General features: G+C 48.0%; 15 protein-coding genes. 2 read left to right on the top strand and 13 right to left on the bottom strand.

Going from position 1 to position 16,520, the window contains the following annotated elements; all coding sequences use genetic code 11:
* Positions 1–64: 64 nt before the first annotated feature.
* From IQ268_RS26645 to IQ268_RS26685, 9 genes are all read right to left on the bottom strand, one after another.
* On the bottom strand, positions 65–4,132 hold the full coding sequence (locus IQ268_RS26645; RefSeq protein WP_193885581.1) for a GAF domain-containing protein: 4,068 nt from the start codon (positions 4,130–4,132) through the stop codon (positions 65–67).
* Between the two features lie 56 nt (positions 4,133–4,188).
* Positions 4,189–4,791, bottom strand: a complete 603-nt coding sequence (locus IQ268_RS26650) for a chemotaxis protein CheW (protein ID WP_193885582.1) — start codon at positions 4,789–4,791, stop codon at positions 4,189–4,191.
* 56 nt (positions 4,792–4,847) lie between these two features.
* Positions 4,848–5,213 carry a response regulator transcription factor gene (locus IQ268_RS26655; RefSeq protein WP_193885583.1) on the bottom strand — a complete coding sequence of 122 codons (366 nt, stop codon included), beginning with the start codon at positions 5,211–5,213 and terminating at the stop codon, positions 4,848–4,850.
* Between the two features lie 128 nt (positions 5,214–5,341).
* The gene (locus tag IQ268_RS26660) at positions 5,342–6,535 is read right to left on the bottom strand and encodes a response regulator (protein WP_193885584.1); all 1,194 of its coding nucleotides are present in this window, start codon (positions 6,533–6,535) and stop codon (positions 5,342–5,344) included.
* A 599-nt stretch (positions 6,536–7,134) separates the two neighbouring features.
* A complete protein-coding gene (locus IQ268_RS26665) occupies positions 7,135–7,458 on the bottom strand; it encodes a hypothetical protein (protein ID WP_193885586.1) in 324 nt (107 codons plus the stop codon).
* Complete coding sequence (locus IQ268_RS26670) at positions 7,431–8,048, bottom strand: WD40 repeat domain-containing protein (protein WP_193885587.1); 618 nt, start codon at positions 8,046–8,048, stop codon at positions 7,431–7,433. Before IQ268_RS26670 ends, IQ268_RS26665 begins: the two co-directional genes overlap by 28 nt.
* A 74-nt stretch (positions 8,049–8,122) precedes the next feature.
* Complete coding sequence (locus IQ268_RS26675; RefSeq protein ID WP_193885588.1) at positions 8,123–8,602, bottom strand: N-acetyltransferase; 480 nt, start codon at positions 8,600–8,602, stop codon at positions 8,123–8,125.
* Between the two features lie 243 nt (positions 8,603–8,845).
* Positions 8,846–9,646 (bottom strand): endonuclease/exonuclease/phosphatase family protein, encoded by an 801-nt coding sequence (locus IQ268_RS26680; protein WP_193885589.1) that lies wholly within the window; start codon positions 9,644–9,646, stop codon positions 8,846–8,848.
* Positions 9,647–9,798: 152 nt separating this feature from the next.
* The gene (locus tag IQ268_RS26685) at positions 9,799–10,884 is read right to left on the bottom strand and encodes a GUN4 domain-containing protein (protein ID WP_193885590.1); all 1,086 of its coding nucleotides are present in this window, start codon (positions 10,882–10,884) and stop codon (positions 9,799–9,801) included.
* A 673-nt stretch (positions 10,885–11,557) separates the two neighbouring features.
* Between IQ268_RS26685 and IQ268_RS32450 the strand changes: the two genes are divergently transcribed.
* Positions 11,558–11,980 carry a hypothetical protein gene (locus IQ268_RS32450; protein ID WP_228035759.1) on the top strand — a complete coding sequence of 141 codons (423 nt, stop codon included), beginning with the start codon at positions 11,558–11,560 and terminating at the stop codon, positions 11,978–11,980.
* Positions 11,981–12,037: 57 nt separating this feature from the next.
* On the opposite strand, the gene IQ268_RS26690 is transcribed toward IQ268_RS32450, so the two are convergent.
* The 3 genes from IQ268_RS26690 to IQ268_RS26700 form a co-directional block, all read right to left on the bottom strand.
* On the bottom strand, positions 12,038–12,529 hold the full coding sequence (locus IQ268_RS26690) for a hypothetical protein (protein WP_193885591.1): 492 nt from the start codon (positions 12,527–12,529) through the stop codon (positions 12,038–12,040).
* A 161-nt stretch (positions 12,530–12,690) separates the two neighbouring features.
* The gene (locus IQ268_RS26695; protein ID WP_193885593.1) at positions 12,691–13,113 is read right to left on the bottom strand and encodes a hypothetical protein; all 423 of its coding nucleotides are present in this window, start codon (positions 13,111–13,113) and stop codon (positions 12,691–12,693) included.
* Positions 13,114–13,262: 149 nt separating this feature from the next.
* Positions 13,263–13,706, bottom strand: a complete 444-nt coding sequence (locus IQ268_RS26700) for a hypothetical protein (RefSeq protein ID WP_193885595.1) — start codon at positions 13,704–13,706, stop codon at positions 13,263–13,265.
* 587 nt (positions 13,707–14,293) lie between these two features.
* Between IQ268_RS26700 and IQ268_RS26705 the strand changes: the two genes are divergently transcribed.
* On the top strand, positions 14,294–14,608 hold the full coding sequence (locus tag IQ268_RS26705) for a hypothetical protein (protein ID WP_193885597.1): 315 nt from the start codon (positions 14,294–14,296) through the stop codon (positions 14,606–14,608).
* A gap of 791 nt (positions 14,609–15,399) precedes the next feature.
* On the opposite strand, the gene IQ268_RS26710 is transcribed toward IQ268_RS26705, so the two are convergent.
* Complete coding sequence (locus IQ268_RS26710; protein ID WP_193885599.1) at positions 15,400–16,362, bottom strand: orange carotenoid protein N-terminal domain-containing protein; 963 nt, start codon at positions 16,360–16,362, stop codon at positions 15,400–15,402.
* Positions 16,363–16,520: the final 158 nt, after the last annotated feature.

The following is a 16,520-nucleotide window of genomic DNA, read 5'->3' on the forward strand; positions in this document are numbered from 1 at the left end:
GAATTGCAGTTAGCTGTGAGGTGGTTTTCTACTCTCCTGTGCCCGCCCCCTACTTCCCGTTCCCTTAGTTCACTTTGAACTGACCCACGCTGGCTTGTAGCTGTTGAGCGGTGGTCAATAACTCCTCGAAGGATGCCGAGATTTCGGTGGAGTTGGCAGAGGCTTTGTTGGCGATCGCAGCCACGTCTGCCATTGCTTGCTTGACCAGTTGAGATTGCTGAGTCTGAGTTTCAGTGGCGTGGGTAATACCTTGAACCAGTTGACTGATCTGAGCCGTTGCTGCCACGATCGCGTTTAACTGTTGGCGAGTTTCGTTCACCAAGTTTGTACCGCCCACCACTTGCTGAATTCCCTGATCCATTGCGGTAGATACGGCAATGGTTTCCGTTTGAATCTCCTGCACCAACTTTTCGATTTCCCGTGTGGCATCGGCAGATTGACGAGACAGAGAGCGCACTTCGTCGGCTACAACCGAGAAGCCCCGCCCATACTCGCCTGCACGAGTTGCTTCGATCGACGCATTCAACGCAAGGAGTTGAGTTTGGGTTGTGAAGTTGCTAATCAGACTGACGACTTTAGAGATTTTTTGGGAAGATTCGCTCAACCGTTTAATTTTTTTGCTGGTTTCAGCAACCGTTTCCCGAATGGCTTGAATGCCGTCTACTGTGCGGTTCATGGCAGTGTCTCCCTGGCGCACCGTTTGATTTGCCTGCTGCACCGCAGCTTCTACCTGCTGAGCGTTTGTTGCTACAGACTGGGTCGAGTTGACCATTGCCTGAACTTGATTCAGAGCCTGTGTCACTTCGTTTAACTGTTGTTGGGCTTGCTGCGATAGGTCAGCGATCGCCGTCCCGCTACTGCGGGACGTCTGGGTCACTTTGACCGTTGCTGACTGCACCTGCATAACGATTTTTCGTAAGCTCTGAATTGTGTTGTTGTAGGCATCGGCGATCGTGCCCACTTCATCTTCGGTAATCGGCACCCGTACGGTCAGATCTCCAGAAAACACAGGTTTCACCGCGACTAGCAGTTGAATCACTCGCTGTTGCAATTGCTCTTTGGCTTCTTTGTCGCGTGACGCAGCCTGGGCCAGTTGCTCAGATTGAATTCGCAATTGCTCCAGTGTCTCTGCTTGCTGGAGTGCCACACCGAGCTGTACTCCAAGTTGCTTTAACAAAACGATCTCTCCATCTTCCCAGTGGCGAGGTTCAGAGTTTTGGTAGGCGCAGAGCAATCCCCATAAGCGTTGCCCCATCAGCACGGGTACTAGCACGTAGGCTTTTGCCTCAAACCGCTCCAAAATTTCAACGTGGCAGGGAGCGTGTCCTGCTTTATAGATGTCATCGACTGCCAAAACCTCGTTTTTGCGATAGCGTCCACCCTGCGTTTCTTGCAGATGAGTGTCTTTGACGTTCGTACCAATATCAGTACCCACCAGCTTGCCCCAGCCGGTCGTGACAGATTCCGCTACAAAGTCGCCACTCCAATCAGGGTTGAATCGGTAGACGGCAACCCGGTCAGTCTTTAACACTTGTCGAATTTCTTGGGTGGCTGCTTTGAAGATAGAATTCACATCCAAAGATTGCCGGATGCGATCGCTGACTCTCGATAAGGTTCTCTCTCCCTCTGCCTGCTGTTGAATTTGCAGTAACAACTCTGCTTGTTGCAGAGCAACCCCCAGTTGTGTACCGACCTGGGCGAGTAAGCTCACCTCTGATTCTTCCCAGTAGCGGGGACCAGAGTTTTGATAAGCCCCTAAAATGCCCCAGAGATTTTGCCCAATAAATACAGGAGCCAGCATATAAGCTTTGGCTTCAAATTGCTCTAAAACCTCAACATGGCAAGGAGAGTGACCGACGCGATAGATGTCGTTTACTACAAACGTTTCGTTTTTGCGGTAGCGTCCACCCTGGGTTTCTTGCAAGTGCGTGTCTTCCCAAACGGTTTTAACATCGGGTCCGACCAGCTTCACCCAGTTGGCTCCTACTGATTCGGCAATGAATTGTCCACTCCAGTCAGGATTGAAGCGATAGAGCGCAATGCGATCGGTCTTCAGCAATTGCCGGACTTCTTGCGTTGCCGTTTTGAAGATGGTGTCTAAGTCTAGGGATTGGCGGACATTCTCAAAAACCTTGGCGATCGATCGTTCTCGATCGGCCTGAAGGCGAGTGCGATTCAACAGCTCTGCTTGCTGGACAGGCAAGCCCAATTGAGCGCCAATTTGAGCAATCAAGCTAACTTCTGACTCTTGCCAGTGTCGAGGTCCAGAGTTTTGATAGACCCCCATCAAGCCCCAAAGCTTTTGTCCTGTGAATACGGGCACAATCACATACGCTTTGACCTCAAATTGCTCCAGCACGTCAACGTGACATTGAAAGTGACCTGCTTGATAGATGTCATCGACTGCAAAAGTTTCGTTATGGCGATAGCGTCCACCCTGCGTTTCTTGTAAGTGGGTATCTTCCCAAACCGTTTTGATATCAGGTCCGACCAATCTGACCCAACCCGCCGCCACAGATTCGGCAATAAATTCACCGCTCCAATCGGGGTTGAATCGGTAAACGGCGACGCGATCGGCTCGCAGCAGTTGCCGAACTTCTTGCGTTGTGGTTCGTAAGATCGTATCAAAGTCAAGGGACTGGCGCATACGATCGGCAATTTTGCTAATCAGTCGCTCTCGGTTTGCCTGTTGTTGGGTCTGAAGAATCAGTTCTGCTTGTTGGAGCGCTACCCCAAACTGCACACCAATTTGGGTCAACAGATCCTGTTCTGATTCCTTCCACTGCCGGGGTCCAGAATTTTGGTAGGCAGCTAACAATCCCCACAACTTGTTCCCTTTAAAGACGGGAGCCATCATGTAGGCTTTTGCTTCCAGTCCTTCTAAAATCTCGATGTGACATGGCGCGTAGCCACAGGTATAAATGTCGCTAACGGCAAAGCTAACATTCTGACGGTAGCGACCTCCCTGCGTTTCCATCAAGCAGGTGTCATTGATCTGCGTTCCTATCACGCCTGTCCAGCCATGCGCTACAGAATCTGCGACAAACTCCCCACCCCAGTCAGCGCTGAACTGATAAAGTGCCACGCGATCGGCTTTAAGGAGTTGCCGGACTTCTTGCACTGTTGTTTTAAAGATCGTATCAACATCGAGTGATTGACGAATTTTTTCGATGACTTTGGCAACTGCTTTTTCTTGGGCAACTTGCTGTTGCAGTTGCAGTTGAAATTCTGAGGCTTGCAAGTTGAGCGTCAGTTCAATCACGATTTGGTAGAGCAGATTAATTTCAGCTTCTTGCCAACGTCGTATTTTGTTGCATTGATGCACAACCATTAGCCCCCAAACTTGGCTTCCTATAAGGATTGGTAAGCTCAAGCTAGATTTGACTTGCAGTTGTTCCAGCACTTGCTGCTGATGAGGAGTCAGGTTGATTTTGTGGATATCCTCGATCGCCAGAGCCTGCTTTTTCACGTAATCTTCTGCCTGGTCTGCCCCAAAGCAGCTCATTGGCAATGCTTCTCGAATTGCAGGAGTCCAGCCTCGTTGCAATGACTCCGCTATAACTCTGCCCGTGTCTCCGAGATCAAACCGATAAACCAGCACGCGATCGACTTGCAAGATCTGGCAGGCTGCTGTCACTGCAATATCAAGCAACGCTTTTAGGTCTGTTGCCTGGCGCATGTGAGCAGCGATCGCTAGTAGCTGCTGCCACTGCCGTTGTAGCTGCTGAGAACTAGCAGAAGAAACACCTTCAGGTCGCTTGTGTTGAGCGACAACAAACTCTGCCACCTGTAGAAACAGATTTTGCACATTTGACTTTTTCAGCAAACCAGCCTGCTTTAGCTCTGTTTTCAAACCAACCAGTGCTGCGACGATTTGTTGAATTTCTGGGCTCAGTTCGTTACTTGAGACTTTGCCATTACCATGAACGGTGGTTGTGCTTTGAGCACTGCCATTGCTATGAACGTTAGTCGCGCTTTGAGCATTGCCATTGCTGTAACCGCTGGTTGTCTGCTCCAATTGCACCTGAGATAAGGACTCAGACTTACCATTACTCTGACCATTCACTGGAGTTTCTGTGAAAAAATCTGCAAATTCTTCAAGTATCAGTTCTGATGGGTAGAATGCCGTCATGGAAAGTACCTTAAAAGAGAATTGATGAATGTCGTTAATTTAGCTGTGCTGATGATTTATCTGCCCTGGTGGACGCGTAACAACGGATCTTGAACGATCGCGTTAACGTCTAGAACGGTGCTGCGTTGACCTCTGTTGGGTAGTAGATCATTGTTGATCAAATAGCCTTTGACAAAGGGCAATAGCTGGGAGGGAAATAATCCAGCGGATGGAGGCTGAAGCTGCTGTAGATCGTGCTGCTCCAGATCATGGACTTGGGAGACGACTAACCCCAACGACTGACCATTTGTCTGCACCACGATCGCCATCACACTGGTCAAAGTGTCACCTTGATGGAATAGGGAAACAAATCCAGTTTGACAACCCAAATCAACCAACCACAGCATTTCACCACGCCAGTTATAAATTCCTAATACACAATTGGGCATATCTGGAACAGGCAAAATCTCGATCGCTGCAACCGGAACGACTGCCGCAATTTCTTCTACTGGAAGTAAGGCTGTACTTTCTGGATAGAGCTGGAATCGTAAACACTTTTGCCCAATTTCGGCGATCGCAGGTTCGGCAAATAAAGATTCAAGACTCGCAATGTCGCTTTGAACTGGTACCGATCGATCGGGTTCGTCGTAAATGCCCACCGAGTTTGATGTATCGACCATCGATTTGAAGAAAGGGAATGACGAGAGTTGTATGGAAAGAATGGATCTGAAATCGATCAGTAACTCATCAATAGCTGAACTGTACGCAGCAACTCGGTTGGGTCAACAGGTTTAGGCAGATAAGCATTGGCACCCAACATATTGCCCCACATTCTGTCAACATCGGTATCTTTGGTTGAGCAAATTACAATAGGAATTTGGCTCGTATTGGGGTTTGCTTTGAGTTCTCGACAAAGCTCAAATCCACTCTGACCAGGCAAAATCACATCTAGCACAATTAAATCGGGCTTTTGATCGTCCAGCTTAACTTGGGCTTCCTCGCCACTTTGAGCACTCATAACGCTCAAGCCTGCCTGCCGCAAGTAGCCAGTAAGGATTTGCATCTCGGTCACGCTATCTTCAACTACCAGGATGGTTTTCATTGATCTATTTCCTAAAGAATGGGTGTAGGGTGTGGGGCGTAATGATTAGGATTTGGTGCATCAAGTGGAAAAATGCTGTAGCATTCAGAGTTCAATAGAAACTTGGAGTTCAAACTGATCCCCATTTCCTATTCCCCATGCCCTACCCTTCTGCTCGGCAGGTACTTCCGGGCGATCGCTAAAACCTTTTCTGCATCCACAGGCTTGGCTAAAAAGCCAGACGAACCAACCAACTTTGCCCGAACCCGGTCTATAATTCCGTCGTTGCCCGTCAGAATCACAATGGGAGTCTCTTTAAACAGCGATACTCTACGAAGCTGAGCGCAGATTTCGTAGCCGTTGGCGATCGGCATAACCAGGTCTAAAAAAATCAAACCGGGCTTTTGTTCCAGGAGCGTCGGCAGGGCTTGAATTGAGTCTTGAATTCCCACAAAACGGTAGCCAGCCTGAGTCAAAATTTGCTCCATGGCTTGACACTCTCGTTTGCTGTCGTCGATACAGGCAACCAGGGAACCCGTAGCCAGAACTGGTCTACCCAAAGCAGAGGGTGCAGAAAGCCCAGCACTGGCAACGGGTGCAGTCGCCAATAGCGGAGGCGGCAAATCAGGAATCTTGGTCAGTCCAATTAACCCTTTGCGGAAGAAGGGAAGCAACATTCGCGTCACTAGCAAAAGATCCTGCTGCATCAGAGCGGCTAAATCTCGAAAGGTGCGCTTACCGTCTACTAAAGAGACAAGGGTTGCGTAAGCCTTTTCCGAGGTTTGCTGTTGCAGTTGCTCTGGTCGCCGTAACACTGGAGCCAGGTTAGGAGAATGATCTACCAAACCTAAGCCAGCCCAGGTATTCCAAAGCCGCTGAATTTCTTGTAGGGTATGTTCTGTGTTGATTAGGGTGAGCGATCGCTCCAAAAGATCTTGTGGATTGCACTGAAACGTGACGGGCTGAGTCTCTTCCTGCTGAATGATGTCAAACAAAACTTCAGCAACAGTACTTCGCACCACAGCCACCGCTTGCTCTCCTGTAATCTGCTGTCGCTCTGCTAAAACTGCAAGCGTTGAGTAATTCCAGCATTGAGATCCATCCGTTTCTTGATACGGAAGAGTAGACACATTGACCTGAGGACAATACTGAGTAATATAGCGGTGCCAGCGCCTATAGGGATGGGGTCCTCCTGTTGCCCAAATCAAACGCCCCATATATAGATAGAGTCCCCACTGCTGGTTGCTGGCTTGAACGTTAAGCCTGCCAGTAAATTGTATCTGGCTACGAAGACCTAACTGTCTACTAGGGCTGTCTTTGGGTGAATCATGGGCTGTGATCATATCGACTTTTGCTAATCCCTGAAAAACTAATCACTAGGACAAGCCTTTGTAAATTTACAACCGACCCTTCTCTGTGGATCTCCTGACCGAAAAGCTGAGCTTTCTTGGCTGATGCGATCGTGATCCAGTTGATACCAGATCAACTCATGAGCTTGCATCTATAGAATTCCCAAAATTTTTCTCAGTACAACAGTTCACCATTGTCAAATTGACTACATGGCATTACCACAAGATGATTCAGCTTCAGCAAATTTCGAATCTTGATCTTCTACATTGAGAGAAAACTGCTGAAACAAACACTGAGAAAAAAGGCGTTGCTGAATGGAAGTATGAATCGTGAGAGGTCAGATCTCTGCTCGCCCCCTAAATCCCCCAATTCTGGAAGGCGTAGGGGGCGAATTCATACCGTGATTCAGCAACGCCCAAATTCTTTCGGTAGCAAATTCATCAGGAGAATTCGAATAACGCTTTCCTGATTTTGCTACCTTTCCTCCTCTTCAATTGAATAAAGTCGAGCTAAGCAGGTAGGGCGACCTATCTGCTTAGGTTAACCAATCCCAACCTCCCCTCAACCTGATTAGCCCTTCTATCCCCCGTGACTAAGCACGTTGCCAGATTTTGATACTTCTGTCATGGCTACTACTTGCCAAGAATTTGCCATCAGGACTGAATGCAAGAGACATTACATAAGAATCATGTCCTGGGAGAGAACAAGTTTCTCGCTTCGTTTTCAAGTCCCAAATCTTAATCTCCTTATCATCACCACCACTGGCTAACACAGCATTGTTTGGGTCAATCGCTACACACACTACTGCTTTTGTATGTCCTTGTAGAATATCTTCACGTCCACTAGCAGCATCAAATAGCCGAATTGTTTTGTCTTCACTTGCACTAGCTAGAATTTGACCACTGGGGCTAAACACAATAGAGCGTATCTTTTGAGAGTGAGCAGGTATTTGCGAACCAACTGTCCAGTTTCCACATCCCATAGTTTTGGAATATCGTCCCACCCGCCAGTAGCAAGCACTTTCCCATCAGAACTGAACGAAACTGATTCAATAATCTTAGGATCGGATGTAGAGAGGGTTTTAATCTCTTCCTTCGTCTTCAAATCCCATAACTTAATATCACCATCATTGCTACCGCTAGCCATGATATCTGCACGAAAATTGATAGCAACGGAGGAAACCTCGCCGTAATGACCAAACAGTGTCTTGATTTTTGTGCCACTCTTGACATCCCACAAATTGATTGTGCTGTCTAAAGAAGCACTGGCAAGGAGATTCCCATTGCTGTGAAACGCAACTTGGCGCACGGCTGCCCTATGCCCTGTAAGAGTACGGATCTCTCGCATAGTCTGTAAATCCCATAGTTTCACAGTCTGATCATCACTGCAACTTGCTAATATATGTCCATCTGGACTGAAAGCAACCGAGTTTACACCAGCGTGCCAGCCTTGATGAGCAGTGAGAGTTTCAACACATTTCCATTGAGCTGTAAACCATTGCACCATAAGGGAGCGCATTATGGGGCGATCGCAATTGGCTAGCCACAGAACGAAGTATCCCTTGAGACTCACATTCGTATTTAAAGCTTCTTGAAGTATCTAGCAACTGGGAACAGCTCGAAGCCCACTTTTTCATAAGTATGACGTGCTGGGGCATGACCCGGATCACCTCCAGTCTCAACCATAGCAATAGACATCCCAGCATCTTTCATCCAATTTAGAGCAAATTCTGTCAGAGCGCTGCCAATGCCTCGACCTTGGTAATCTGGATCGACAGCGACCATATAGATTTCACCCATGCTTTCCTCTGAGTGTAGTTTCACGACTACAAAGCCCACAGTAGAGCCGGCATCGGACGCAACCCATACATTTGTGTCTTCCGCAGCACAGGCATCCTTGACAGCCTTTTGCTGGCTCACACGCCAATGCTCGGGATAGAATGCCTGGTACACATCAGCGTTCATCGCTTTCTGAATCGAATAAAAGACCGGGGTCCATGCCCGAAGCGAAAGACGAATAACAGCATCAAGGTGGCAGGGGGCATATGGTTCAATTTGCATTTTGATATCACAACAAGAATCTGTGAACTTTGCCAAGATACTACAAAATACTACAACATAGATTTCGTTTATCTTCTGAGTTCTCACAGACGACCTTCAAACCAGCATCCCACGCAGGATTCAGCCGCATAACGCCCCGGTCAGCGGCTGCGAGAGCCTCAAACTCATCACCAGTGGCATCCTTCAGCCTGCTTCACTGGGATTGTTATGCCGCCGCAACTGCGATTTACGCACCTGTATTCGTTAAATATCAAGAACCAAAGGGCAATGATCAGACACCTCAGGTTCATAGACGACTTTGAAATCTAATACTTTCACGTTTGTGTTGACCAACATATAGTCTGCATATTTACCTGGTTTCTTATAATAAGAACTTCGTGTTCCTTTTGTGGTTCGAGCTGTAATCAAATTCGTTAACCCAGCTTCAGCCAATATCTTTAACGTTTCGCTTTCCGGCTCTACGTTGAAATCTCCACATACAACAAGAGGATCATTACTCTCAGCGATGCTCGTTGTAATTGAAATGAATTTGCGAGCCTGTTCCGCCCTCTCAGGGGTATCAATTTTTCCTCTCAGATCGCGTAAACCATGCATGTGAGCTACACAAACTGGACGATTTGCCTCATAATCGAACACCCTAACAGCATGTGCATTGCGAGAGCGAGGATGTTCGCCGTATCCGTCAGGAGAGTATGTTTTGTGTACAAAACCTTGTGTTTGTGCGATAACGGGGAAAGACTTCTTGACAAAAGTTGCAAGTCCCCATTGAGAGGGTACCTGAGTATTATCGTCCCAGAGAATCCCTTGAGCTGATGGGCAAAAAATAGCAGTGTGATTAGGCAATGCAATTGCAACGTCTCGAAAGAAATTTGCTCGTTGTGGAAGAACATGATCCCCATCCCGGTAAATGAGCCAATCTTTGTTTGTAGCAGGACTATGTACAACTTCCTGTAGACAGAGAACATCGGGACTATTTTGCTTCAAGTAGGGAAGCAGTTTGCCATACAATTTTCCGCCCCATCCGTTGAGGCACATAATTCTCATTGTTACTACTTTGTTTTCTATCTTGATTGAATTTTAGGATTTCTCTTATCGCAGCATAACGGCGACATTCATCGGCTGCCAGCAACCTATCAATCCTAGCCGACTGCTCTCGGCAGTCCGGTGCAATGAAGGGTTAGCCTAAAGCTTGGTGGTCAGTCTAAGGATAACTCTACCCATCCCATCAGTTGAGGAAGGTAGCGGTAGAAGTGTTCGTTGCGGAGCTGCATGGCATCGGTCGTGCAACTGCCGCAATGCTCCCCTGGCGGTGGAACTGCAACCGATTGCACCACCTCATCCGATACCCCAATCCAGGGTAGATGTCCCTCCGGAGCCTGCAAGGAGTAGGTCAGCTCCGACTCATTTAACCAATCACTGCTGATGAAGTCAACCTCAGCGCGAGGAGCCGCGAGGTTCCAGCCTACGCGATCGCGAAAGGCATTGACCGCCGCTTCCAGATTGTTAGGGTGCTCCGCCAGCGCTTCCTGCCAAAGACGTAACTGAACACCGAGACCAAACCGTCCGTTGCTAGCCGTTAGCCACCTCTGGTCAATGGCACGAATTAGCTCCGGCTGCACCAATCTTGAATCAAACGACGACGGTGAGACCGACCAGGGGGCAAGCAGCCGCCGGGTTTCTCGATCGGCAGCAGCCCAGTCCCCAGCCTGGAGTCGTTCTTGTAACCGGGTCAACTGCTCGTCAACCGCCCTGTCAAAATCAGCATTCTCAGGCTGGCAGTTGCCCACTGAGCGCACGTACTCACCAGAGCGCAAGTAGTGAACCGTCTGCATCTGCTGGGGCTGCCCGCTGGTGGGACGCAGACTGACATAGAGACCATGCACCGAAACGGGTGTCCCGTAGAGGCGATCGCCGTTGTTGGACTGACCGCGAAACGTGTCTTCAAAGGGCAGTTGAGAATAGTCAGCATCGGGAGCCAACTGCTCATACTCGCTCAGAGCCGAAGCATTGAGCAACGTTTGAACGCGACCATTTCGATCTTGCCACTGCACCGTTAGGGTTAAGGGTATTTCAACTGGGTTTTGAGGAATTTCCGCCGCAGGGGTTTCTGGTAGGCTGCCTGTTAGCCGATAGGTCAAAAGCGCTCCCTGGTTTGAAAAGGCCATTGTTTGACAGGTGACACGGTTGAGATGGGTCTGGGCATCCACGGGCGGTGTTGTAGCTGTGACTAGAGCTACTGTCAAGACACAGTTTAACGGCTTCAGGATTCGCATTTTAGGCATGAGAAGCACCTCCACGGCACACAACTTAAAAGTGAAATATATGATTTTGAAATAAACGCACGATGGCACTGCGATCGCTAGTTGCACCGAACAGAAGATGATCTTCTGTCAGTATTCATCACTTCGGATAAGCCACCTTTTGCGTTGCGTAAACTGATACGAAACCTGATTGTTTAGAATCCGTACCTCAACCCAACCTGAAAGAGAGGCGATCGCACTGTTAGATACGCGAACTAATGCCCTAATCTTCAAGGCTTAAACGCTTTTACATTCTGTTACAGCAATTCCCACTTGAGTAAACCCCAGTTTGAAGGTTAGAAGCCTTGCTATGACGTTGATTGCAAATAGGGTACGGGTTGTAGCATCGTAAAAATTGCTGTAATCTATGGTCTACTCGCCTGCGTGCCTACGAAGCAGATGCCACACTAGAAACAGTTTGGGAATCAGTGGCAGTGTTTCTGGCAACTCAACTTCAATATTCGACCAGATCCACAGTCTTGACCGTCGTATCTGAGTCGAACCAAGATCCCAACTATCGTAGATGATACGAGAGTTTTGCCATACATACACTTGATCTTTGTATTCAAGTATTTGGGATGGCGGCAGGGGCAGGATTTTTAACGTCATGGATGCTACGCAGGTTTTACCCTGTTTAAGCTCGAAGCGATTCAGAATGGGAAATCCTTTTCCTGCTATCCTAATTTTTTTCCTGAATAATCAGGTTGCCTCCAGAGTGCCGAAAGTTAAATGTCGCTCTAGCAACTTCCTTTGTATCGATAAAGATGCGGTAACCACACAAACCAGGGCGAATGTTGATCACTATCCTAATCTCCGGAGAGTAATTGCTTTAGATAAAACAATTTCACGCCAATGCCCCGCATTCCATACATACTTTGATGGGCTATATGCTGTAACACTTGAAGATTCATTTTATACGGTGATCGCGCACACTCTAAAAATTAACTCACTCTTGAAATTGATAGAAGCTATTTGGAATCTTTGGTGGGATTTAGCTAACGATCGCGCTCACCGGACGCAGATAACCTTGCAACTCAACCGATCCTTTTGGGGCGTTCCGGTGCAGTGCGGTTGTTAGACACATAAAACAACTAATTGTAAAGATTGACAAAAGAGCTACAGGAATTAGGATATTTCATGAGCTTAATTCATTGCGAGCGCAACGATAAACATATTCATAAACTGATTGAATTAATTGAGCAAATGACAATGTTTCTGTATCAGACTCTAGGGTAGAGGACTGCACGTTCATAGAAGAGTTCATAAACTCATGAACTCTTCCGCTTAACCGATCTAAGCTACTTTCAAGAACTTTTCGATTTTTATTAGAACAGTACATCTGTAAGGAAGATAACCAGATTTGAGCTTCACACAAGTCATTCAGCCATTCAGAAACACCTGATTTTTCTAATATTGCTTGCCCACTTGAAGTAATAGCAGTTCTTCGGTTGAGTACTCTTGTTAGGTATCTTAAGGAATTTGAGTAAGCTTCTACCTTTTTCTCAAGTAGCCATTTTGCTTTATCTCTTCTAGCTCCCAAATAGTTTGATAAAAAAGCTCCCAAAGTTGAAGAAACTGCGCCTATACAGGCTCCAAGCAAAGCTGCAACTGGTGCGGAAATTTGCATTTATACCTCAAGAGATCAACGATCCTAACTGATCCTATTTTGAGTAGAGGTGCTCTGTCTAACGATCGCGTTCACCCGCCGCCAAGACTTTTGAGTTCTTCCAATCGCCCTGATTCAGTCGGTGTGCAACGCGCTTGTTAGATGTTAGATTGCGGCTGAGGTTAAAGGGCTTTCTTGATAGCTCTTACATATTCGCTGCGGTCAAAGATGAACGGTCCTAGCTCTTTGTAGCCTTCGGTATGGACGACGCTTTCATAATTATTCTCGTAGCCGAAGTCGCGCCAGATCACTTTATCCCCGGTCTGTTCTATGGCAAGTGAAACAGCACCGCACCCAAGATCGCCACACTCTGGACAAACATACAGACTGCAACGATTGTTCGGCAAGTCAGCAACCTCTTCAAGCAGAAGCCGATGGACGGCTTTAGCATTTTCCTCAGGGACAAACCAGCCGAGACAGGACACCACATCACCACCGATGACCTCTGACAACGGCTGATCGTCAACGATGATGTCGAGATAATCCCGCTTCGTTCGACCATCACCGCCCTCTCGTCTCTTCCATTCAAGATTTAACTTCGACACTTCCCTCGTACCAGTAATAGCAATCTAACGACCCCGTTCACCCGCCGGAGGCAACCTTTTCGGGCTCACTGATCACCTCCTGCGGTCGGCGTGCAACGGACTTGTTGGGCTACAGGATTGTGACATGTCTGATTAAACACCTAGTCTTTTCATCCCTGTAACCACCATTTCCAAGTTTCAATACTCTGCTGCTGTTGCCCACAAACCACTTCAGTTTTGAGCTTTTCAAGTATTTCCAGAACGATTGACTTGCCATACTGCCGAGCAAAGTACCAGGGAACCTCCTCAATGCTCAGGTTATAACACTCCAACAAATTCTGAATTGCTTGGGTTGGTTCAAGGGTACAAGGTGGTTGAAGCGCAAGGAGCAATCTTCCAGCAAATTCTTGGTCTGCAAACCTGGTTGCAGGTCGATTCACATTGGTCAAAACGGTATAGAGAATCTCGAAAACTTCTGCACTGTCTAGCTTTTGCAGCACTGACTCAACTTGACTGTACTGTTGTGGGTTAACTCCCCCATAACGATCAACGCACCCATAAATCCTTTGAATAACCCGCTCTTTGTCCCAAACCATTGCGATGAAACCTGACATGCCTGATTCCATTCCTCCTGGCAACCCACAGCCCAACTATTATTAGACTGAAAGTTTCCGCCTAAGGTCCCAAAATGGGTGGATAGGCGGAATCATTCTGCCTATTCACCCGATTCTACTACTTATGCAGATTGTGTCTGCCTAAGATACTGCTCAGGCCAGATAGCCCGAATCGTTCCGCCTATATTCGGCTTGCTGATGCAGATGAGCAGATGGACCACTCAATAGTGTTGCTTCTGCAACCACCTCAGTCGAGAAGGTATCACAAATGACGAGTGGCTAGTCACTCGATCGCCCCCTCCCTCCATTCTCTGTATTGACTCTGCCAGACAAATCCCGTACCGTGATGAGTTAGGTTGTTTGTGGTGTAAACCACAGCAGAGCAACCAGACACCAAAAATCTAGTCGAACGCTATCCAGGGCGGTTGCCGCCGCCAAGGATAGCTGACCCCCACGTTGGTCTAAGCAACGCGGAGGCTTGGGAGATCTTACCACTCCTGCAAGCCACCCTGCTTTGCGCTTCAATGATATGCGGGGTGGCTAGGTTTTTGGCTTTCCTTACCCGTAAGCCAAACAGGAGAAGTATCATGGCTGATTTCATTGCTCAGATGGAGCGCGATCGCACTGTAGAGTCACAACCGGAACGGCATCAGGTCATCCCGGTTGCCAGTGGCGATCGCCGCCCGTTACGAGTGCTATTGCTGGGAACAAAACAAGATGTGATAGACACCATCAAGAACTTACATCGACGGGGGTTTGCCGAAGCGGGAGACTGGACAAAGCCGATCGCCTCTCCTGAAAGTGAGGAGCAACGACAGCGATTGTTATCAACCCTACCGCCGGGGAGTTACATCAGCATCTTGACCAAGTATCTGCATCACGACGGTTCGCCTTCGAGGTAGGGCGATCGCTATCCCCATAAACTGAGTGGCAGCGGTAAACACTGCCACTCGTTCTCTCAGGGCTTTTGTCAGTCAATCAGGCCAGACTCCTTAGCTCGACTTTGTCCTTTGAAATTGAGGTCATTCTTGATCAGGCTCAGGTTCTAGAATTTTCAAACATCACAGGATACTACAAACATTGAAAAACGCCAGGAGCGGATTCTGAAGTGCCAGAACTAGCAGTGACAACTAGAATTTGGATAAAGTCGAGCTACAGCCATTTTCATTTGCATTCACCACGCCTCAAACCCTACACCGCACACCTGTCTTGGCGAGACTGTGGCTGACTCGATTGAGAACTGCTGCAAGAATGAGGCGGAGATTAGTGTAAAAAATAGTTGGACTAGAAGTACACCCAGCAAATCTTAGTCCAACTAATTTTTACACCAAAAGGCTCCGGAAGGTTCTGATTTCTCGTTCCCGTAGTCCAACTAATTATGGCTCTTGATCGGTACGGAGACATTACAGTAGGAAACTAACATGTAAACATGGTAACTATTAACCTGGCAATAAAAGATTTGGCATAAGGGATTGGGGTTCGACTCCGCTCACCCCACACGGGAGCGAGTGCTGAGCGGAGTCCAAACACGTGCCCTAAGATTAATGGCTGCCAGGTTAATAACTGTCATACTGCGAAAATCGCGAACTTGATTGTTTCTTGAGAGAGGAATACTCTTCCATAGAAACCATAGAAGCCTGGCGTTGCCAAGCCTCTATGAATCAAAGAATCAAATAGAGAACAAACAGACGATCTACTGGCGAACCAGGTTGAGCAGTTCTTTGGGGGAGGCCAGCAAGTCAACCGCCACAAAGAAGATCTTGCCTTGAGGATCAAGCAGGAAGCGCCACGCAATGTTCATGCCAACGCTGGCACCGAACCAGGGGGTTTGCACCTTGCCCGTCACTTTAATGGGAGTAAACCCTTCGTCTGACGGCTCAACGACTCCCTGTTCGGGCATCATCTTAAGACCCTGGCACTCGGCTCGCATGTAGGAGAGGATGGCTTCTCGACCTACGATCGGTCGTTGAAAGGGTGGTTGCAATGCACCATTTGAGGTGAACAAATCAATAGCGGCCTCAAAGTCGTTGGCGTTCATGTTGTTGATGTAGCTCAGCACCGTGTCGTTATTGACCCCTTCAATGGTGACAGAGGTGCGATTTGCCATCTCAGTGGGGACAACTACCGGATCTTCCAGCTTTTTGTAGCTACCAGGAGCATCTGGATCAAACCCCATACCAATAACGGCGTTCCGCAAGATAGTGATTTGTTGGCCGGAATCAGCCGCTCGAATTGCTTGCAGCACATTGGCGGCTTCAGCAGAAAGCTCGTAACCCTGAGGAATAGGCGCAACTGCTCCCTGTTCCATCCATTCGCCCAACTGGTTCCAAAAACCCAACTTGAGGTTGACGCTAAAGGACGCGTAGGAACGGCAAATAGGTGTATCTGCCCGGTTGGCCAAATCACACATGACCTGGGTTTGAGCCATAGGAGGCATCTGCTTGATTTGTTCAAGAATACCTTGAGCAATGATCATGTTCGTTGCGCCGGGAGCCGCAACCGTGATGTTGGTTCCCATTTCGGTGTAGGCAAACCAGATCAACGCCAGTTGATCTTCGGCGCTTAGTTGATTGAACGATTCAACCGTGTTTGGAACAACGTTTGCAACTTGAGTGGTCGGAAAAATTGACCGAGCAGACTCAATGGTAAAAGGCATACTGAAGGGTCTCCAAACGTAAATTACATTGAATCATTCAGTGACTAGGGAAGGCTCCCTATGACGGCTAGCAAAGCCTGAAACTGCAACGAAACCCGAGATTTCGCAGCGATACCGAACTTTGCGATCGCCAGCAACACCATGTCTGAATTCTCAAG

Source organism: Oculatella sp. LEGE 06141, from assembly GCF_015207605.1.
In the GTDB taxonomy this organism is placed as follows: domain Bacteria; phylum Cyanobacteriota; class Cyanobacteriia; order Elainellales; family Elainellaceae; genus Oculatella.

Coding starts and splice junctions, on each gene's coding strand:
- IQ268_RS26645 (WP_193885581.1), bottom strand. CDS start 4,132: ATGACGGCATTCTACCCATCAGAACTGATACTTGAAGAATTTGCAGAT.
- IQ268_RS26650 (WP_193885582.1), bottom strand. CDS start 4,791: ATGGTCGATACATCAAACTCGGTGGGCATTTACGACGAACCCGATCGA.
- IQ268_RS26655 (WP_193885583.1), bottom strand. CDS start 5,213: ATGAAAACCATCCTGGTAGTTGAAGATAGCGTGACCGAGATGCAAATC.
- IQ268_RS26660 (WP_193885584.1), bottom strand. CDS start 6,535: ATGATCACAGCCCATGATTCACCCAAAGACAGCCCTAGTAGACAGTTA.
- IQ268_RS26670 (WP_193885587.1), bottom strand. CDS start 8,048: ATGGTGCAATGGTTTACAGCTCAATGGAAATGTGTTGAAACTCTCACT.
- IQ268_RS26675 (WP_193885588.1), bottom strand. CDS start 8,602: ATGCAAATTGAACCATATGCCCCCTGCCACCTTGATGCTGTTATTCGT.
- IQ268_RS26680 (WP_193885589.1), bottom strand. CDS start 9,646: ATGAGAATTATGTGCCTCAACGGATGGGGCGGAAAATTGTATGGCAAA.
- IQ268_RS26685 (WP_193885590.1), bottom strand. CDS start 10,884: ATGCCTAAAATGCGAATCCTGAAGCCGTTAAACTGTGTCTTGACAGTA.
- IQ268_RS32450 (WP_228035759.1), top strand. CDS start 11,558: ATGGGAAATCCTTTTCCTGCTATCCTAATTTTTTTCCTGAATAATCAG.
- IQ268_RS26690 (WP_193885591.1), bottom strand. CDS start 12,529: ATGCAAATTTCCGCACCAGTTGCAGCTTTGCTTGGAGCCTGTATAGGC.
- IQ268_RS26700 (WP_193885595.1), bottom strand. CDS start 13,706: ATGTCAGGTTTCATCGCAATGGTTTGGGACAAAGAGCGGGTTATTCAA.
- IQ268_RS26705 (WP_193885597.1), top strand. CDS start 14,294: ATGGCTGATTTCATTGCTCAGATGGAGCGCGATCGCACTGTAGAGTCA.
- IQ268_RS26710 (WP_193885599.1), bottom strand. CDS start 16,362: ATGCCTTTTACCATTGAGTCTGCTCGGTCAATTTTTCCGACCACTCAA.